This window comes from Colwellia sp. 20A7 (assembly GCF_009832865.1).
Classification (GTDB): Bacteria; Pseudomonadota; Gammaproteobacteria; order Enterobacterales; family Alteromonadaceae; genus Colwellia.
Map to the genome: position 1 here is coordinate 306,273 of NZ_CP047130.1, position 20,640 is coordinate 326,912.

At 37.5% G+C, this 20,640-nt stretch carries 19 protein-coding genes and 1 riboswitch; all 19 genes read left to right on the forward strand.

Features of this window, described 5'->3' with window-relative positions; all coding sequences use genetic code 11:
• The first annotated feature begins 40 nt into the window (after nt 1-40).
• On the forward strand, nt 41-1,063 hold the full coding sequence (locus GQS55_RS01300; RefSeq protein ID WP_159817218.1) for a flagellar motor switch protein FliM: 1,023 nt from the start codon (nt 41-43) through the stop codon (nt 1,061-1,063).
• 1 nt (nt 1,064) lies between these two features.
• On the forward strand, nt 1,065-1,394 hold the full coding sequence (locus tag GQS55_RS01305; protein WP_159817220.1) for a FliM/FliN family flagellar motor switch protein: 330 nt from the start codon (nt 1,065-1,067) through the stop codon (nt 1,392-1,394).
• A gap of 4 nt (nt 1,395-1,398) precedes the next feature.
• A complete protein-coding gene (gene fliP, locus GQS55_RS01310; protein ID WP_159817222.1) occupies nt 1,399-2,151 on the forward strand; it encodes a flagellar type III secretion system pore protein FliP in 753 nt (250 codons plus the stop codon).
• Nucleotides 2,148-2,417, forward strand: a complete 270-nt coding sequence (locus tag GQS55_RS01315) for a flagellar biosynthetic protein FliQ (RefSeq protein WP_159817224.1) — start codon at nt 2,148-2,150, stop codon at nt 2,415-2,417. Before fliP ends, GQS55_RS01315 begins: the two co-directional genes overlap by 4 nt.
• Nucleotides 2,414-3,193 carry a flagellar biosynthetic protein FliR gene (gene fliR / locus GQS55_RS01320; RefSeq protein ID WP_159817226.1) on the forward strand — a complete coding sequence of 260 codons (780 nt, stop codon included), beginning with the start codon at nt 2,414-2,416 and terminating at the stop codon, nt 3,191-3,193. Before GQS55_RS01315 ends, fliR begins: the two co-directional genes overlap by 4 nt.
• A gap of 3 nt (nt 3,194-3,196) precedes the next feature.
• Nucleotides 3,197-4,327, forward strand: a complete 1,131-nt coding sequence (gene flhB / locus GQS55_RS01325; protein WP_159817228.1) for a flagellar biosynthesis protein FlhB — start codon at nt 3,197-3,199, stop codon at nt 4,325-4,327.
• A 15-nt stretch (nt 4,328-4,342) separates the two neighbouring features.
• On the forward strand, nt 4,343-6,415 hold the full coding sequence (gene flhA / locus GQS55_RS01330) for a flagellar biosynthesis protein FlhA (protein ID WP_159817230.1): 2,073 nt from the start codon (nt 4,343-4,345) through the stop codon (nt 6,413-6,415).
• A 375-nt stretch (nt 6,416-6,790) separates the two neighbouring features.
• Nucleotides 6,791-6,881, forward strand: a riboswitch (cyclic di-GMP riboswitch).
• A gap of 83 nt (nt 6,882-6,964) precedes the next feature.
• On the forward strand, nt 6,965-7,843 hold the full coding sequence (locus GQS55_RS01335) for a MotY family protein (RefSeq protein WP_159817232.1): 879 nt from the start codon (nt 6,965-6,967) through the stop codon (nt 7,841-7,843).
• A gap of 20 nt (nt 7,844-7,863) precedes the next feature.
• Nucleotides 7,864-9,177, forward strand: a complete 1,314-nt coding sequence (locus tag GQS55_RS01340) for a sigma-54-dependent transcriptional regulator (protein ID WP_159817234.1) — start codon at nt 7,864-7,866, stop codon at nt 9,175-9,177.
• A 16-nt stretch (nt 9,178-9,193) separates the two neighbouring features.
• Entirely contained in the window at nt 9,194-9,556 is a 363-nt protein-coding gene (locus GQS55_RS01345) for a flagellar hook-basal body complex protein FliE (RefSeq protein ID WP_159817236.1), read from the forward strand.
• Nucleotides 9,557-9,573: 17 nt separating this feature from the next.
• Nucleotides 9,574-11,316 (forward strand): flagellar basal-body MS-ring/collar protein FliF, encoded by a 1,743-nt coding sequence (fliF, locus tag GQS55_RS01350; RefSeq protein ID WP_159817238.1) that lies wholly within the window; start codon nt 9,574-9,576, stop codon nt 11,314-11,316.
• The gene (locus GQS55_RS01355) at nt 11,297-12,349 is read left to right on the forward strand and encodes a FliG C-terminal domain-containing protein (protein WP_236559720.1); all 1,053 of its coding nucleotides are present in this window, start codon (nt 11,297-11,299) and stop codon (nt 12,347-12,349) included. The genes fliF and GQS55_RS01355 overlap by 20 nt, the downstream gene beginning before the upstream one ends.
• The gene (locus GQS55_RS01360; RefSeq protein WP_159817240.1) at nt 12,349-12,975 is read left to right on the forward strand and encodes a FliH/SctL family protein; all 627 of its coding nucleotides are present in this window, start codon (nt 12,349-12,351) and stop codon (nt 12,973-12,975) included. The genes GQS55_RS01355 and GQS55_RS01360 overlap by 1 nt, the downstream gene beginning before the upstream one ends.
• Nucleotides 12,975-14,327, forward strand: coding sequence for a FliI/YscN family ATPase (locus GQS55_RS01365; RefSeq protein ID WP_159817242.1), 1,353 nt, complete (start codon nt 12,975-12,977; stop codon nt 14,325-14,327). The genes GQS55_RS01360 and GQS55_RS01365 overlap by 1 nt, the downstream gene beginning before the upstream one ends.
• On the forward strand, nt 14,317-14,736 hold the full coding sequence (locus GQS55_RS01370) for a hypothetical protein (RefSeq protein WP_159817244.1): 420 nt from the start codon (nt 14,317-14,319) through the stop codon (nt 14,734-14,736). Before GQS55_RS01365 ends, GQS55_RS01370 begins: the two co-directional genes overlap by 11 nt.
• A gap of 702 nt (nt 14,737-15,438) precedes the next feature.
• Nucleotides 15,439-17,154, forward strand: coding sequence for a purine-cytosine permease family protein (locus GQS55_RS01375; protein ID WP_159817246.1), 1,716 nt, complete (start codon nt 15,439-15,441; stop codon nt 17,152-17,154).
• Between the two features lie 109 nt (nt 17,155-17,263).
• Entirely contained in the window at nt 17,264-18,799 is a 1,536-nt protein-coding gene (locus tag GQS55_RS01380; RefSeq protein WP_159817248.1) for a mannitol dehydrogenase family protein, read from the forward strand.
• Nucleotides 18,799-19,719 (forward strand): carbohydrate kinase family protein, encoded by a 921-nt coding sequence (locus GQS55_RS01385; protein WP_159817250.1) that lies wholly within the window; start codon nt 18,799-18,801, stop codon nt 19,717-19,719. The genes GQS55_RS01380 and GQS55_RS01385 overlap by 1 nt, the downstream gene beginning before the upstream one ends.
• Nucleotides 19,720-19,896: 177 nt before the next feature.
• Nucleotides 19,897-20,640, forward strand: coding sequence for an HAD family hydrolase (locus GQS55_RS01390; protein WP_159817252.1), 744 nt, complete (start codon nt 19,897-19,899; stop codon nt 20,638-20,640).

The window sequence follows — 20,640 nt, forward strand, 5'->3', positions numbered from 1 at the left end:
ACATGAATGTACTTACATTTTTAATTGGAAAGCGATAGCAATGAAAATTTTTTCCCCGTCAAGAAGTAAGCTTATTAAAGCTGAACAAGCGAGTAAATTAGCAGTGCTGCCTTTGACTTTAGAGCAACGAATTCACGAAGCGGCTGTTAAGTCGGCTGCCAATGTAAATTTAAATAAAGTGATAGAGATTGAACTGGCGAAGTTGTTTAATGATAGTAGCTTCTCTATTGAGGTAACGCCTTGTTCGTATTCGGCTATTTACAGTTGGTTCAATGAAGCTCCTCGGGTGTTTGTGAAAAGCGCCTCTTTTGTGCCAGAGGATGAAGATACCTATTTATCGTTCGATTATCAAAGTGCTAATCGGATGGCTGACTTATGCCTAGGTGGCGTGCTAAATCCAGTAAGTAAAAAAACACCAGATGACAGTTCAGCAGCAGATGAAAGTTCAGCTACAGATGACAGTTCAGCGGCAGATGATAGTTCAGCTACGGATGACAGTTCAGCAGCAGATGATAGTTCAACTACAGTTGACAATTCAGCCTCAGTTGAGAGATCAAAGTCTGAACTTAGTGCAACTGAGGCGCGAATTTGCGGCCGTCTGTTACAAAGGCAAATACAAGGCATACAATATTTATTATTTAAAGAACGCGGTAGTCTTGCTGCAGAAATTTGCAAAGATAAAGCTATACCCAATTCATTAAACCATTTAGCATTTAAAGTGAGGCTTATTCTTGAGGCAGAGGTAATCAGTTGGTTTATTTGGTTGCCGGTTAGTTTCTTTAGTACGTCAAAAGTGACTCACGGTCACAACACAGATGCCCAGCCATTATCGATGGCTTGTAGTCATAAATTTATAGTAAAGGGCTGTGTTGAAATGGCCTCAAAAAAAGTGACATTAAAACAATTAAAAGCGTGTATGAATGGCGCTATTTTACCTATTGAATTGAATACACCAGCGCTATTTAAACTGGGTAAAACAACATTTTTAAAAGGACAGGTTGCCGAGCAAGATGCTAACCTGACATTTCAAATTACCGATATACCAGAAAAGAGTGAATTATAGTATGAATGACAATTTAGATGCTGCATTAGACGCCTTAGATTTAGAAGATATCGACAGTGAATTAACTGATAGTAAGCCAAGTGATAATATGGCTTTATTTGAAGGTGTGCCTTTAACTATTACACTTGAAGTTGCTAGTACTGAGATTACCTTAGGTGAGTTAAGCCAAGCTAAGCAAGGTGATGTTCTTCGCTTAGATAAAGAGGCGGGACAACCTTTAGATGTTAAAGTAAACGGCGTTTGTTTTGCTCAAGCTGAAGTGGTGATGGTTGATGGTCAATATGGTTTGAAATTTATCAACGACGAAGAGTCATCTACGCAGGAATCATAAAGCAATGAGCAAAAGCGCATACATTAAAATAGGCTTTTTGTTATTGACTTTGCTGTTGCCGGGTTGGTTAAATGCGCAAGAATTAACGTTATTTTCTTTAAAGTCGACAGAGGAAGGTCAAGATTATAACGTAAAGTTACAAATTCTATTAGTAATGACTCTGTTGAGCTTAATTCCTGCGTTACTGATGGTACTTACTTCGTTTACTCGAATTATTATTGTGTTAGCTATTTTGCGTCAAGCGATGGGCTTACAACAAAGCCCACCTAATCGCGTATTGATTGGTATTGCGTTAATGCTGACTGTGTTGATAATGCGGCCTGTTTGGCAAGATGTTTATCATAATGCCTACATACCATTTCAAGAAGAAACTATTGGCCTTGAAGAGGCGTTACTTAAGGCTGAGGTACCACTTAGAGCATTTATGCTTAAACAAACGCGTGAAAGTGAATTGCATCAGGTATTACTTATTGCAAATGAACCCACTACGTTGAGTGCAGCAGAGATACCTTTTGAAGTGCTTATGCCTGCGTTTGTATTAAGTGAATTAACAACCGCCTTTCAAATAGGGTTTATGTTATTTATTCCTTTTTTGATTATAGATTTGGTGGTTGCGAGTATCTTGATGTCAATGGGGATGATGATGCTATCACCGTTAATTATTAGTCTGCCCTTTAAGTTAATGATATTTGTATTAGCGGATGGTTGGGCAATGTTGGCTGGAACGCTAGCAGCGACTTTTGGTATGTTACCATGACCCCAGAAATGGCAATGGAGCTAGTAGCAAGTGCAATTTATACTATCATCAAAATGATTTTAGTCTTAATTGTCCCTGGTTTAATTCTTGGCATTATAGTAGCAGTTATTCAAGGTGCGACTTCTATTCAGGAACAAACACTGACTTTTTTGCCTCGAATGATATTAACGCTATTGATGATAGTCTTTACCGGGCATTGGCTTGTACGGACGATGTTAGAATGGTTTGATAATTTAAAATTTATGATTCCAGGAATACTTGGTTGAACTCATTAATTGAGCTTACTAGTGGAGATATCGTTAGTTGGATGGGTACCATGTGGTGGCCATTTGTACGGTTTTCTGCATTACTTTGGTCCATGCCTATTCTTGACAGCCCAGTGGTAACACCTCGATCTAGAATTTTACTGTCGATGATGTTGTCCTTTTTAGTTGCCCCACAATTACCACTTGCTCCAGCGATTGATATTTTCTCTTTTGATGCTGTTATATTAACCGTTGAGCAAATTTTATTTGGTGTAATGATGGGTGTTTCATTACGTATTTTATTTGAAGTTATGGCCTTAGTTGGGCTTGTATTGTCAATGCAAATGGGCTTATCTATGGCACTTGTTATGGATCCCAGCAGCGGTAGCCAAGTCGCTTTATTGGGACAGATATTTTGGTTGATGGCAGCGTTACTTTTTTTTGCTGCAGATGGGCATTTAATAACCTTACATATTATGACACAAAGCTTTACGGTATGGCCGATAGGAACAAGTATTTATGATGTTGATATTCGTGCCATTCTCAATTTGTTTGGTTGGCTATTTGCTTCTACCTTGTTGTTATCTTTGCCTGGTGTTATCGCAATGTTATTAGTTAATTTAACCTTTGGTGTTGCTAGTAGAGCTGCTCCTTCTTTAAATATTTTTGTATTAGGTTTTCCAATGGCTTTGTTAATGGGCTTCTTTTGTGTATTTATGACGCTAACCTATACTGGTGGTGCTTTTTCAAGTCTGACTTACTATGTATTGTCTGTTTTTAATGATGCGATGGGCTAAATAATGTCTGAAGATAGTTCACAAGAAAAAACAGAAAAACCTTCCGAAAAACGCTTGAAAAAAGCACGTAAAGATGGACAAGTTGCGCGTTCTAAAGAATTGAATACCGCTATTTTGTTAATGACTAGCATTGCTGGCTTACTTTTTTTTGCGGATATGTTTTATGGCTTATTGTTAGAGATAATGCATAATACGATGATTTTAGATCATAGTATTTTGGATAATACAAAACTAATGCCTATTGCGATAGGCAATGCACTTTTAGATATGCTTTCCACGTTAGTCCCTTATTTACTTTTAGGATTTTTAGCCATGTGGATTACAGGTATTCTACCCGGTGGATTTGTTTTTTCAATTGGTCTGGTAGCACCTAAGTTCAGTAAACTTAATCCGATAAAAGGTTTAGGGAAAATGTTTGGTAAACAATCATTAACCGAATTACTCAAATCAATAGTAAAAATAGCGTTGCTTAGTATTTGTTTATACACCTTTTTAACGCAGTTGTGGGGGCAACTGGTGGCTTTACAAAGCCAAGACCTCAATGTCGCTATTTCTCATGGCATAGAGTTATTATTTCTAGCAATGATTATTACGGTGACATTATTACTCATTGTTGCAGCCATTGATGTACCTATTCAGCAGCATCAAACGCTGAGTAAGATAAAGATGAGTCACCAAGAAGTAAAAGAAGAACGAAAGTCATCCGATGGTAGTCCTGAAATAAAGAATCGAATAAGGCAAATTCAATACCAGCAAGCGAATAGGAAAATAGAAGAACGAGTGCCTAATGCTGATGTAATTATAACAAATCCAACCCATTATGCTGTTGCCATTCGCTATAGTGAAGACAAAGCAAAAGCGCCTTATGTTGTGGCTAAAGGGATGGATGAAATGGCTTTACGTATTCGTGAAGTTGCTCGTAGCCACAATAAGGAAATTATTTCATTACCTGCGCTTGCACGAGCCGTTTATTTTTCAACTCGTATTGATCAAGAAGTACCAAGAGGGCTTTATACTGCAGTTGCCTATGTTTTAACGTATGTTATGCAATTAAAAGCTTACAAACAGGGGCGCGGACAAGCCCCAGCCCCATTACCTAAACTTAAAATTCCTGCAAATTTGCAGAAACCATAACTGTGGAGTATAAAATTGAACTGGCGTAGCTTTACTCGACCTTATACAGCAATACCTGTATTACTTTTAGCCATTTTAGCTATGGTTATATTGCCTTTACCTGCCTGGCTATTAGATACGCTATTTACTTTTAATATCGTACTTTCTGTTATTGTTTTATTAGTGGCCGTATCAAGTAAAAGGCCACTAGATTTTTCTGTCTTTCCAACCATTTTATTAGTTGCGACGTTAATGAGGCTTACGCTTAATATTGCGTCAACTCGTGTTGTTTTACTACATGGTCATGAAGGCTCAGATGTTGCCGGGCGTGTAATCCAAGCTTTTGGTGAAGTTGTTATTGGTGGTAACTATGTAGTTGGTATTGTTGTATTTATTATATTAATGGTGATCAACTTTCTAGTTATTACTAAGGGTGGAGAGCGAATATCTGAAGTTGCTGCTCGTTTTACCTTAGATGCTATGCCTGGTAAGCAAATGGCAATTGATGCCGATTTAAACGCAGGTTTAATAGGTCCTGAGCAAGCGAAAGAGCGACGTGTTACAATCGCGCAAGAAGCCGATTTTTATGGCTCTATGGATGGCGCTTCAAAGTTTGTTCGTGGTGATGCTATTGCCGGACTGATTATTTTAGTCATCAATTTACTTGGTGGTGTCAGTATTGGTGTTTTCCAGCATGATTTGAGTATGGCTGAAGCATTCCAACGATTTGCTTTATTAACCATTGGTGATGGCCTTGTAGCACAAATTCCTTCATTACTACTTGCCGTTGCTGCGGCGATTATTGTTACTAGAATGAATGATGCAGGTGATATTAGTGAAACTGTTGGTTCGCAATTATTAGCCTCTCCTCGTGTCATTTTTACTGCTGCCCTAATAATGCTGATTCTAGGTGTTGTGCCAGGTATGCCAATGTTTGCTTTTGTGAGCTTTGGTTTACCCTTATTATATGCTGCTTGGCGTTTGCAAAAATCATCACCTGACGATGGCTTAATTGAAGCTGAAAGTATTACCGAGACAATATCTAATGAACTGATCGCACTTAAATGGAAAGACATACCGCATGTTGAACATTTGTCTGTTGAGTTAGGTTTTCGACTTGTTTACCTTGCCGACAAAAGCAAAGGTGAAGAATTAGTGAAAACATTGCGAGGTGTTCGTAAAAATTTATCTGAGCAATTAGGTTTTTTGCTGCCAGAAATTAGAATTAAAGATAATCTGAGATTAAATCCACAAGAGTATAAAATCAAACTTGCTGGGATAGCGGTCGCTGCGGCGCAATTAAATGCGAAACAATTGTTAGCGCTAAATACCGGTGATGTATACGGACAACTAGATGGTGAGTTAACAACCGATCCTGCCTATGGCCTAGAGGCTGTTTGGATAGCTGAAGAGGCGAAAGCTAAGGCCTTAAACATGGGGTATTCAGTTGTTGATTTAGGCACTGTGATTGCGACTCATACTGGTAAAGTTATCAAAGAGCATCTAGATGAATTATTTGGTTATGAGGATATTCAACGCCTCAATGAGCGTTTAAAAGAGATTTCACCAGGTTTAGCTGAAGCACTTGAAAAAGCATTACCGATTAATTTACAACTGAAAGTTATGCGCTTACTTTTACGTGAGCATGTTGCTTTGGGTGATATAGTAACCATTGCAGGCACTCTTATTGATAGTGTTGAAGTAACAAAAGATCCTATTTTACTTACCTCTGATGTTCGTTGCGCACTGCAACGAGTTCTGGTGAAACAAGTGATGGGTGAACGAGATGAACTAGCCGTATATAGCTTAGACGAAAAACTAGAACAAACGATGCAAAGTTCACTTGATCAAGCAATGCAGTCAGGCAAAGTGGCATTAGATAGCTTTCCGGTGGATCCTAATTTGCTCGGCCAATTTCAACGTACAATGCCAGCTATTATGGACGATATGAAAAGTAAAGGTATTACCCCTGTACTTATAGTGATTCCACAGTTACGACCTTTATTAGCTCGTTATGCTCGTTCGTTTACCAAAGGTAGCTTAAGTGTATTATCTTATAATGAAGTACCGGATAATGTGAGAGTGAATATTATTGGATCGTTAGGTTAGTATCCGTACTATATTTTAGGGGAAGGTTTTGCGTGAATGGCAGAGCCTAAATATAGTAGATTAACGCTTGTTTTTATTTTTTAGTATTGGCTTATTAGCATTCACTTAGTTGTCACACTTTTACATTATTGTGGTAGTTGTTTGCTAATGTGTTATTTGTTAAAAATAATGCTTGTTTAATTCACTTTATTAAAAAGCTATTAATTACAATACATTAAATATAAAGTAAATATAAAGTAAATATAAAGTAAATGCGAATTATGTATGAATATTTGATAGTAGATGATTGCAATTCAGCCGCCGTTACTTATAATGAATGAATCGAAATAGTAATTAATAGCTATTTTTTATGGAATCGGGTAGGAATAAACTAAGAAAATTAAATAGCAAACTATTTGAAAGAATAGGACGCAAAGCTTCCAATCTAAAGCTTAATTATTAAGTCAAGATTGTGGGAGTTACATTAACTTAGCGGTAGTTTTCATCTCACCTATATATATATGTGATGTTCCGCTTATTGCTAGTATTTTACAAGGAACGGGTACATAAATGTTAAATTGTTTCCCTCAATTTTTTAGTTTTATTCTATTTTTTTCAACCTTATTATTTACGCAGCAAAGTAAAGCAGAGCGTAACATTCAACAAACCTACGAAGACAGCACTTGGCAAGTCAGTGGTGATTCTTTTCATTGTCAGTTAACACAAACCATTGATGAGTACGCACAGCTGAGTGTAACATCTAAAGCAGGTGAGCCTCAAAACTTGAGTCTTCAGTGGTTATTAACTGATCGCGAAATTACCAATGTGCAAGTGTTTGCACGCCGAGCAGATTGGCAACCAGCACAAATATCACCTCCTAAGATAATGTTTAATTCATCTGAAATAGAACAGCAACAAGTTTATTTTTACTCAGGCATTGCCTCGTTATTACGAGTGATTAAACAAGGTTTTTGGCTTGATGCTATTATTGGCTTTGGTGATGAAGAGTTACGTTTAACGTTTGCAAATACGTTTAGTGATAATGTGATTTCAAAGTATCAAGCTTGTCGTCACCAGCTTGCGCCATTATCGTGGGATCAAGCACGAGATCATGGTTTTGAATTTGAATTGGGTGAGCGAATAGTAAAAAAACAGGCAGACATTACTTTTTTAAAAAATTTAGCGCGATATATAGCATTAGATCCTAACGTTGAAAAAGTCATGATAGATGGCCATACTGATGATGTAGGTTCACCACTGGCAAATAGATTGCTTTCTAAAGAACGAGCAGATGATGTAGCTGCTCGTTTAGTCGAATTTGGCTTGTCAGAAAATATGCTAGAAGTGCGTGCACATGGTCAGCGTTATCCTGTTGCTAACAATAGTACAATTCTTGGGAAATCTTCAAATCGACGAGTATTAGTTCGTTTATTTAGACGCTCAAATTGATTTCGACCAAGGAGAAAATGATGGATCAAAAATACCTATTGTGGTTTGCACACACAAAACCTAGTCGAGAAATTGAAAATACTGTAAGTGGTGAAAACTTTAAACTGTTACATACTAACTCACTTCCCGATGCAATTAGTTATTGTTTAGACTTAAAGCCTCAGCTGATTTTTATTGATGCTGATAATGATCAAATGTCACTCGTTGACTTAGTAACATTAGTTCGTAGAACTTGCAAAAATGGTCAAATAATATCACTTGTTGACTCCTCCCAAAGTGAGCTTGCTTCCCTGTCATTAAGTAAGGGCGGCGCAGTTGACTTTTTACTTAAACCTTTTTTTCCTGAACAGCTTAAATTAACTATCCGCAATGCTGAGTCTATGAAGCAAGGAGCAGAAGGTTTAATTGCTGTCTCTAATAAATCTCAACAATTGTTACGTTTAGCCAACCGTGCAGGGCAGACTAATGCAAGTGTGTTGATTATGGGAGAATCAGGAACGGGCAAGGAGAAATTGGCGCATTTTATTCATAAGGCGTCTGCTCGTGCAGATAAACCTTTCGTTGCTATTAATTGTGCAGCAATTCCAGAGAATATGCTTGAGTCAATGTTATTTGGCTATAACAAAGGTGCTTTCACTGGGGCTACTAGTAATCAAGTCGGTAAGTTTGAATTAGCTAACGGTGGGACGATTGTATTAGATGAAATTTCTGAATTACCATTAGAACTTCAAGCTAAGTTATTAAGAGTTATTCAAGAACGAGAAGTCGAGCGATTAGGCAGTCATCAACGTATTAAGCTTGATATTAGAATTATAGCTTCTTGTAATAAGCCGTTGCGAGAGCAAGTAGAAAAAGGTTTGTTTAGAGAAGATTTATTTTATCGTTTAGATGTTTTACCCCTTAGTTGTCCAACGCTTAGAGAGCGCTCTGAAGATATAATCCCATTAGCAAAACATTTTATTACTAAGTATGGATCAGAGAAGTTTAGTTTCAGCCCACAAGCTGAAGATATTTTACTTTGTTACAACTGGCCGGGTAATGTTCGTGAGTTAGAAAATGTGATTCAAAGAGCGATTGTCATGGCTAGAGGAGCAGAGATCCAAGTTGATGATTTGAATTTACCTCATTGTTTTCAACAAGCAGCAAAAATTTGTGCTAGCCAGTTAAGAAGTAATAAGAAACAAGCGGAATTTGATTATATATATGATTTATTAGGTCGCTTCAAAGGACACAGAAAACAGACTGCAGAGGCTCTAGGTGTTAGTACTCGTGCACTAAGATACAAACTTGCTGCTATGCGTGAAAATGGCATCGATATAGATGCAATAGCTTAAATTTAAGGAATTAAAAATGTCACCAATTGAAAGCCAAAGATTAATGCTGGGTAAAATGACTGATATGCAGCAAATTGCGACTGATCGTATTATGCCTGCTGATATTACTGCAGATCGAATTATGTCTACTGAGATTAATACGCAGTTTTATGGAAGTAGTGATTCTATTAGTGGAGATTTTAAAACGGTTGTGCGCTCTATTAATGAGCAGCAAAATATTTCAGGCCAAATGATGGCTGCTGTTGATACTGGGCGTAGTGATGACGTCGTAGGTGCAATGGTTGCAAGTCAAAAAGCTAGCTTGAGTTTTTCTATGTTAATGGAAATTCGAAATAAAGTGTTAAATGGCGTTGACGATGTCATGCGCATGTCGCTGTAATAGGAAAGTATTAAAGTATGAAAGGTGAATTAACAAAAGCTGAACCACAACCAGGTAATGAAGTGAACTTGCGCGAGAAAGTGGTTAACTTTTCCAATAAAATTAGTACAGCAGCGAGCCATGGTGAAAGAAACGTAGCAACAATTGCACTATTAGCTACTTTGGTTGCAGCCACTATTGTTATTATTTTATGGACATCAGCAAAAAATTACGTGCCTCTATATGGCAATCAAGAAAGTTATGATAAAGCTAATATTCTTGAAATTTTAGATAAAGAAGAAATTACCTTTCGAATAGATACTGATAGCGGTAATATCTTGGTGCCTCAAGAAAAGCTTGCTGATGCTCGTATCACTTTAGCTGCAAGAGGCATTAAAGCTTCTATGCCAGAAGGTATTGAAAATATTGGCACTAAAGTCTCAATGGGTACTAGTCAATTTATTGAATCAATGCAATATCAACATGCGCTCGAAGGAGAGCTTGCTCGTACAATAATCAATATGCAGGGAATACGTAATGCTCGTGTTCATTTAGCTATTCCGAAGCGTACTTTATTTGTTGGTCGTAATGAGCAACAAACTGCGGCATCGGTAATGGTTGATTTAGCACCTGGGCATGAATTGAAAGCTGAAAATGTTGAGGCGATTATCTCGTTAGTGATTGGTAGTGTACCTGGGCTAGATCCACGTTCTGTTTCTGTTGTTGATCAACGTGGCAAGTTACTCAGTGGTAACTTATACGATAGTACCCCTATCGGTAAGGAAACAGATAAGAAGCTCGCTTTTATTGAAAAAGTAGAGCGTAACATCGAGCAACGAGCATCGATTATGCTATTACCTATTTTAGGTGAAGGCAACTATCGAATTCAGGTCTCAACAGAAGTTGATTTCAGTGTTGTTGAGGAAACTAAAGAAGCCGTTGACCCTCAAAGTGTTCTTAAGCAAGAGCGATTAAAATCAGACTCTATGGAAGACCAATTTGCAGGCGGAATTCCGGGAGCACTGGCGAATGAACCACCATTACCTGACGCGAACGAAGAAGAAGATAACAACGAGCGAATTTCTGAACGTAGTGAGAGCAGTCGTGAATATGAAAATGGTCGTTCTGTAACACATACTCGCTATGAAGTTGGTCGTTTAACTACTATGAGTTTATCCGTACTGGTAAATGAGGCTGCATCGAGCACTGAAGACGGTTGGCAGCAAGAAAATCTTGATTCTTTAGGTCAAATGGTAAAAACCGCAACGGGATATAACCTAGAGCGCGGTGATCAGTTTAATATTACCAGCTTCGCTTTTGTTGAGGCAAAAGTACTAGCACCGGGTGAAGGATTACAGTGGTGGCAGATGCCTGAAGTACGTGAATATGCGCGTTATATTTTTGGTTTGTTGATAAGTATACTACTGATTTTATTTGGTGTACGTCCACTTGTGAACCATTTAATTAAAGGTAAAAATATTACGACTCCTGCTGCAAGCCTTGCTGATGATCAAGCGAATGCAGCTAACTCAGAGCACACGTTTGAGCGTCAAAGTACACCGCTTGATGACGCACTTGAGAAAAGTTCAACTGAAGAAAGTAAAACTGCTGGATCTAATGCTAATGCTAATTCTACTATTGCGCTACCTAAAATTGGTAGTGACTTTGAAGAGCAAATTGCACATATGCAATTATTGGCGAGCCGTGAAACTGAGCGTGTGACATCAGTCATTAAATATTGGGTAGAGCAAGGAGTTGAAAGTGAATCAGGAAAATCATGATGGTATAGATATATCAGCAAAAGGGCCAGATCGTGCCGCTATATCAATACCAGCACTAGACCGTGCAGCTATTTTATTACTCAGTATGGGTGAAGAAAATGCGGCAAGTGTTATACGTAAATTAGGTCGACGAGAAGTTAAAGCTATTTCAGAACGTATGGCAAAAATATCCAATATTACCAAAAATGATGTTGCTAATACACTGACCCACTTTTTTGATTGTTATCGTAATGAAAGTGGCGTAAATGGTGCTTCTCGTGCATACCTAGAACGTGCTTTGGATAAGGCTGTAGGTCGACGTCTTGCTCGAGGTATGCTTGATGATATTTACGGTGGTGCTATGAATGATGATTTACGTCGTTTGGAATGGGTGCCTGCCGAACTTATTATGCGTTTTTTAGAGCAAGAACATGTACAAATGCAGGCGCTATTTTTGGCTTTTTTACCGCCAGAGCAAGCGGCAGCTGTTATAGCACTATTTCCAGAGGCAAAACATGATGATTTATTGTACCGGATAGCAAGTTTACGCGAAGTCAGTGAACATGTAATGGACGATATTCGTTTGACAATTGAAGCTTGTATTGAATTTGTCGGTTGTCAAGTTGGTGCACAGGTTAATGGTGTTGATAAAGTAGCTGAAATTATGAGTCGATACAGTGGTAATAAGAGTCATATTATCTCGGTAATGAAAAAGCACGATAATAATGTTGCGGATGCGATCCAAGAGCGTATGTATGACTTTAGCAGTCTAACTTTACAGTCAGACGAAATATTATCTCAATTGTTAAATGATATACCAGATGAACTTTGGACGATGGCATTAAAAGGATCGAAACCTGATTTTATGGAACGTCTATTAAGCTCGTTACCTAAGCGTTTGGCACAAGTATATACACAGCAAATTGAAAACTTAGCATCACAGCCTGTTAGTAAAGTTGAAGGCGCTAGACGGGAAATTATGAACATAATACGAGATATGAGTAAAAAAGGTGAAGTTGATTATAGGCTCTTCCAAGAAGAAACGGCTGGTTAATGATGAGTGAACCGTTTCGATTTCCTACGCTGGAAAAAACTGATCAGCAGCAAAGCTTACATCAACGATTAGAGCAAGCCGAAAAGTTTGGTTGGCAAAAAGGCTTTGATGAAGGCGTGCGTCAGAACACTGAAGAAAAAAAAGAAAAAATGGCTCAGGAAATTAATGAGCGAGTGGAAGCGTTAATTAAAGAGCAGTTAGATGAGCATAAACAAGCATTACTTTCGCGCTTTAATGTTCTATTTGAACAGTCTGAAAAAAATATTAACTTACAGTCAGATGACGTTATTAAAGAGTTATGTGTCTTAATCACTAAAGTCACAAAAACGGTATTAGATTGTGAGTTAAAAATGCAGCCTGAACGTATGATAGTTCTTGTTCAGCAAGCTATAGAACTATTAGCTGGGCGCGACAAGATCAAGGAAATTATTTTTTCATCAGCCGATAAAGATTGGCTTGATGGCGTTGGCTTAGAGGTTTTTACCACACAGGTTACGTTTGATGAACAGCTACCCCAAGGTGATGTTCAACTGATTGCTGATAAGCAAACGCATAGTTTATCATTCTCGCAACGTTTAGATGCCTTGCTAAGTGAAGCTACTACTGCGCTACTGAGCGATGATTAATGAATAACACCCTATTAGATCGCTTAGGAAAAGCAACTTCCGCGTTAACATCTCCGCCGCTATTACAAAGCTATGGCCGCTTAGTCCGTGTAAATGGCTTAACACTAACAGCGGTGGGTGGCGTTTTTACTATGGGGAAAAAATATCAAGTAGAGAGTATTGATGGTACTTGGTATGACGTTGAAGTAATTGGTTTTCATGAGTCTGAAGCTTATTTAATGCCATTAAATAAAATACAAGACTTGTATGCTGGCGCTCGTGTTAGAGTGGCAAAAAATGAGCCTTCTATTTGTATTGATAAGCGATTATTGGGGCGTGTACTTGATGCACAAATGAATCCTATTGATGGCCTAGGGCCATTGGCACAAGATCAAAGTAGTGTCCCGCTTAAACTTTCAAAATCCGCTCAATTGAACCCCTTACAACGTAAAGGTGTAACAGAACCATTAGATGTTGGTATTCGAGCTATTAATAGTTTATTTGCTGTGGGTAAAGGCCAGCGCTTGGGGTTGTTTGCAGGGTCAGGGGTAGGTAAAAGTAAACTATTAGGTATGATGACTAAGTTTACCTCGGCGGATGTTGTTATTGTTTCGCTTGTCGGTGAGCGAGGTTGGGAAGTTAAAGAATTTATCGAACAAAGCCTGGGTCCCGAAGGCTTAAAAAAAGCAATTATTATTGCTTCTCCAGCTGATGATTCTCCTTTGCTTAGGGCTAAAGCTGCTGAGTTAAGCCACCAACTGGCAATTTATTTTCGTGATCAAAATCTCAATGTGCTGCTACTGATGGATTCATTAACGCGATATGCGCAAGCATACCGTGAAATAGGCCTATCTGTAGGAGAATTACCTGCTTCTAAAGGCTATCCACCTTCAGTGTATAGTAAATTAACTCAGCTGGTTGAAAGCTCAGGTAATAGCGAAAAAAGCCAAGGGTCAATGACGGCGATTTATACTGTACTAGCCGAAGGTGATGATCAGCAAGATCCTATTGCTGATAACGCGCGGGCAATCTTAGATGGTCATATTGTACTTGATCGTACGTTGGCTGAAAAAGGGCATTATCCGGCGATAAATATTGGTGCCTCTATTAGTCGTGTTATGCCAAATATTGTTAATCCAGCGCAACTGCAAAATTGCTATACATTAAAGAAATTATACAGCCGCTACTTACAAGTTCATGAGCTTATTCCTCTTGGTGCATATCAAGCGGGTAAAGATGCAGAACTCGATGCCGCTGTGACTTTATATCCAAAAATTGAAGCATTTTTGTGTCAAAATCTTAATGAAAAAATTAATTTTTCGGACTCTGCTTTACAGTTAGAACTGATAATGGGGAAGTATAATGCTAACTAAGTTTAAAGATATGCAAAAAGACAAGCTTGACCAAATGCTAGTTAAACAATCAGAATTACAGCAACGCAGTGCCCAAGAAAAACAACGTTTACAATTATTACAACAGCATATTGACAGCATGGAAAAGAATGTAAGCATGCAATCATCAATAGGTTTGCAAAATCTTTCTGGTATGAAAGTTATATTGAACAACTTATCTAACCAACAAAGTGAATTAATAACTCAGTCACAAAATGACGAAACACGCCAACAAAAAGCCTGTTTAACACAGATGAACTTCACAAAAGGAATAGAAGGGATTGTTCAAAGTCGGCATCAAGTAGCACGAGAACAAATACAGCATCAAGAAAATAAAGACCTAGATGAAATGGTTATTCAAGGCTATGTTCGGAATAAACAGATAGGCTAACCCCATTTACACTTAGTTGATAGGGTTAAATTACAGCGTAACCCTATAATGATAATAACTCATATTTAATCGATTTAACCCCATTTTACTCCTTCTTCAGGAGTTACCAATCTCACTAGCTATGTGATCATTTCTACTTGCTAAAATCACCAACTACATCGTTATTTAATAATTAGAACAACTAGTTATTGAAATAAATGCCTGTATTTAGCAATTTTTTCTACGTATAAAATTGTTCACTGAATTAATGAAACGAGTATTAAAATCAATCTCATGATCTTTTTCATCTTGATATTTATACAGTTCATTGTTTTTATTTGTATTTTCTTATTTATATTGCGATAAATAAATCAAAAAATACAAAAGTTAGTAATGAAATTAACGATAGCTGTCATTATTTTTATTAACAAATCTGTTGACTATATAAACTCTTGGTGGGATTATGCTCGGTAGTTGGGCATTTGCCCTGATGTGTTTATAAAAATAAAATAGTTAAATAAAGTGAAATTATTGCGTTAAATAATAGCTTCACTTTCTCTAGGTCTGATTTTGCTAATTGTTACGCAAATACTTTCGATCTTACTGAATTTACGGTTAATACATAAAATAAAATAAAAGAAAAATAATAGAGGAATAAATATGTGAATACATATTTATTCCTCTTAATATATGTTTATAAAATGAAAATGGGGAAGAACTTAAATGTCTGATATTCAGAGAGATAATTCATTTAGTGATATAAATGAAGAACAAATGCCCGTTGCAAAAAGCAAATTACATGGCTGGAAACATTTTGCCGGTTTATATGCTGGTGAGCATGTGGCCGCAACAGAATTTGTAATTGGAGCAACCTTTGTTGCCTTAGGTGCATCGACCAAAGATATCCTCTTAGGTTTGGTTATCGGTAACTTATTAGCAATGATGTCTTGGCGGTTATTAACAGCACCAATTGCCGTTGAAACCCGCTTAAGTTTATATAATTACCTTAATAAAATTGCGGGTAATTCAATGACTAAGCTTTATAATTGGGCTAACGTCGTTATATTTTCCGTAATATCCGCAGCCATGATCACCGTATCCTCTACCGCGGTCAGATTTTTATTTGATATTCCAGCACAGCTGAATTGGTACCCAAGCAGCTTTTGGTTTGTGGCTATTGTTCTAGCGGTAGGCTCTATAGTCGTGTTTGTTGCTATGTACGGGTTTTCTACGGTCGCTGACTTCTCCAAAATATGTGCGCCTTGGTTATTTGTTATTTTCATCGCGGGCTCATTCACGCTTTTCCCTGCGTTATCTAATCATGTTTTAGGAACCACAACCTTAACAGGGTGGGGCGATTTTATGACTATTGGTGATAGCTCTATTTGGACCGGATTTACCAGTGATGGTGAAAAGGGCATTGGCCTGTTTGAAGTTATTGGTTTCGCTTGGGCAGCTAACTCAATTACACACTTTGGTTTAATTGATATGGCTATATTCCGTTTTGCTAAACGTAAAAGTTATGGTTTGTTTTCTGGTGTTGGTATGTTCTTCGGTCATTACCTAGCATGGATATCGGCAGGTATTATGGGCGCAGGCGCTGCGGTATTACTTAAAACAAGTATTACCTCATTAGATCCTGGTGATGTTGCCTACCACGCATTAGGTTTAACTGGTTTTGTGATTATTATTATTGCCGGCTGGACAACAGCTAACGCTAATTTATACCGTGCAGGCCTAGCTGCTCAGTCTATTTTTGTAAATCAATCACGTGAAAAAACAACGGCGATTGTTGGTGTTGTTACTGTAATTATTGCGTGTTTCCCATTTGTATTCTCTCAAATGTTACCGCTATTAACTTATGCTGGTTTATTAGTTGTGCCCGTTGGCGGTATTGTATTTGCGGAACATGTTTTATTTCCAAAGGTTGGTTTAACGCGTTACTGGGCTCAATACCAAAAAATTTCTCGTAGTGTTCCAGCGATTGCCACTTGGGCTTTAGCATTAGTATTTGGCTTTGGTTTAAATATTTTAGATGTTATGTCTTTTTATTACTTATTCATCCCTACCTGGATATTTAGCATTGTTATTTATACCTTCTTAGCTAAGCAATATGGTGCTGATAAAGATTACACAAGAGAAGAAGCAGCAGAATTATTTGAGCAACAAGAAATTATTGCCTATCAAGCTGAGCAAGCTATTAACAACAAGCCTTTTATTCTTGATACAAGTTTAATAAGCAAACTGTTAAATGTTGTCTCAGTTATTTCATTATTAGTTATTACTGGCTTTGCTTGTCAGGTTATGTTTTTTAGCGAAAGCATGGACATTTATGATGCTAATAAAGCGGAATTTGAATTTTACTGTTTCATTTTTACTATCACGTATTTCGCTAGCGCCTATATGTCGCTTAAACGTGAAAAAGCGCTGAACAAGTAACAATTCAGTAAATAGTAATTTAAATAATACATCTAAAAAATTGGATAGCCTGAATGAGTGTTATCCAGCAAATATTTTAGGGTTAATCCTATTAAGTAAGGCTAAATACATGACCACTACCCCACTAAATGAAACCCAAAGCAGCTCGTTAAACCAGTTAACATTAGCTAATTTACCTAGCAATATTGATATTCCTACTTATGATCGTACTAAGCTTAAAGCGGGTATTGTGCATATTGGTGTCGGTGGTTTTCATCGTGCACATCAAGCGATGTATGTTAATGAATTATTGAAAAAACCTGGCTCAGAGCAATGGGCTATCTGTGGTGTGGGTTTACTAGAAAATAATCGTGGTTTACGTGATATTTTAGTTAAACAAGACTACTTGTATTCTTTAGTGGTACGTCACCCTAATGGCCAAATAGATAATAAAGTTATTGGCTCGATGATTGATTTTATCTTCGCACCAGACAGCAAACAAGCAGTGATAGAGAAGTTAGCACATAACGACACTAAAATTGTATCGTTAACTATTACAGAGGGTGGTTATAACCTAAACCCTATTACAGGCGATTTAAATTTAGAAAACGCCAGTATAATACACGATATTGAAAACCCTGAAGATCCAACTACCGCATTTGGTTATATCGCTGCGGCTTTGCAAATACGTAAAAACCAAGGCATGCCAGCTTTCACTGTGCAATCTTGTGACAACATTCAACATAATGGTGCTGTAACTCGTAAAATGTTACTTACTTTTACACAGCAGCAAGATCCTGAATTAAGCCAGTGGATTGCAACGCATGTTGAATTTCCAAATGCTATGGTAGATCGTATTACGCCGGTAACAACAAAAACTGATATCGAATACGTTGCTGACACTTTTGGTTTAACCGACGAATGGCCTATTACTTGTGAGTCATTCTCGCAATGGGTAATTGAAGACAACTTCAGTGACGGCCGTCCAAATTGGGATTTAGTTGGTGCTCAGTTTGTCACAGATGTAACACCGTTTGAAAAAATGAAAATACGTTTATTGAACGCAGGTCATTCAGTATTAGGTTTATTAGGTTCAATCCACGGTTACGCAACGATAGATGAAACCGTATCAGATAAAGACTTTGCCCAATACTTACGCGCTTTTATGGATTTAGAGGTTACGCCATTACTTGATGAGCTAGAGGGTATTGATTTAGAAGAATACAAAGACACGTTAATTGAACGTTTCTCAAATCCAAATATTAAAGATAACCTAGCGCGTATTTGTTCGGAAAGTTCAGCTAAATTGCCTAAGTTTTTAATCGCAACGATTAGCGAAAACTTAGCGCTGGGTCGTGACTGTTCATTAGCCACGTTAGTTATTGCAACCTGGTGTTTATACAGCGACAAACAAGTTAATGAAGCAGTAGAAGCGTTAGATATTCAAGATGCAATGCAAGGTGAACTTGCTAAGTATGCGCATAAAACCACTGAAGACAAGTTAGCTTTCTTAAGAATTAATAGCTTGTTTGGCGATCTTATTGAACAACCTGCTTTTAGTGAGCTGTATGCCCAAGCGATTGATGAATTATATTTACCAATAAGCAATATCAAAAATATTATGAAAAACACGCTTAACCAAAAACTAGCAGCGGAGAAATTATAATGAATAGCTTATTCATCAATGATAAAGCGCCAAGTGAAATCACCATCAATTGCTTTGGTGAAGTGTTATGGGATTGTTTTGCTAGTGGTAAACGTTTAGGTGGCGCGCCATTAAACGTATGCTTACGCTTAAACTCTCTTGGCATAAAAGCGCAAATGCTCAGTGCTGTGGGTGATGATATTTTAGGCCATGAAATATTAGAGCAAATTAAAAGCCGACAAATGAATACTGACTTTATTGCCGTTAATTCGACAAAGAAAACCAGTACGGTTGAAGTGACATTAGATCAAAGTGGCTCAGCCTCTTACGAAATTGTGGCAGATACAGCTTGGGATAACATTGTTTTAACGCCTGCACTTATTGAACAAGTAATGTCTGCTGATATTTTTGTTTTTGGTAGTTTAATTGGCCGTCAAGCAACCTCATTAAACACATTAAGAGAGTTAATAGAGGTAGCAAAATTTAAGATTTTTGATGTTAACTTACGTAAACCTCATTATCAGCTTGAAACTTTAGTTGAACTGATGAAAGTGGCAGATTTTGTTAAGTTGAACGATGATGAACTATATGAAATTGCGCATGCTATGGGCTCTAAATTTAACTCGTTAGAACAAAATCTTGAGTTTATTGCCGAAAAAACTAATACACCTTATATGTGCGTCACCAAAGGTTCTCATGGGGCTTTGCTTAAAATTAATGATAAAAACTATTATAACTCAGGCTTTCTTATCAACGTTGTTGATACGGTAGGCGCGGGTGATTCATTCTTAGGTTCTTTGATTTATCAGCTCTGTAATACAACTAATGCACAATATGCGGTTGATTTTGCCTGTGCTGTTGGTGCTATGGTGGCACAAAGTCATGGTGCGACACCTGAATTATCAATTCAAGATATTGAACAGTTTATTAATCCAGCGTAACGACAGCTAATTCAGTCATTGATTATATTGAAGAACCATTATCTGGCGCGACTTAACTTTTAATTAGTGCTGAATGGGTAATAACATAATCAATTTGGTATTATTGTAGTAGTATCTGTTGGATTAACTGACTGATTAACTAAGTAATTGAGCAAAACTCAATAAGGATAAGTAGAGTTGACCAAATCTATAGCTATATCTACACATGAACCGATACATTTAATTATCTTCGATTGTGATGGCGTGTTAGTCGATAGTGAAATATTAAGTCAGCGTGTATTGCTAAGCATGCTTAAAGAGCTAGGCGTAGTAGTATCTGAAGATTATTTCCTTACTAACTTCCTAGGGTTTAATTTTAAGCATGTTACGGCTAAAGTCTTTGACGACTTTTCAGTTATCCTTACTAGTGAATTTCGCGAACGCTATCGAGCAGAGCTTATTAAAGTTTTTGCCGTCGAGCTTCAACAGACAAATGATCTTGAGTGGATGCTATCTCAGCTTAAGGTAAACAGCTGTGTTGCTACGAGTGGTAGCCCAGAAAAAGTAAAAAACTCGTTACATTATACCAAGCTTGAAGACTATTTCGCTGGCAAGGTATTTACCTCTTCTGAGGTTAAAAACGGGAAGCCAGCCCCTGATCTATTTTTACATGCCGCTAAAAAAATGGGTGTTGCACCTGAAAATTGTTTAGTAATAGAAGATTCGAATGCAGGTGTGTGCGCTGCCCAAGCGGCTAATATGAATGTCATCAGGTATGTTGGCGCTAGTCATTTTAAAACTATCGTTACTCAAATGCCTGATGGTATTAATATTGATAGATTTAATAGTGATAGTTTTAAGAGTGTTTGTACAATTGAGCATTGGCAACAATTATTAGAGCAAGTACCTTCGCTTATTTCATCATGCAACATCGAGAGGTAA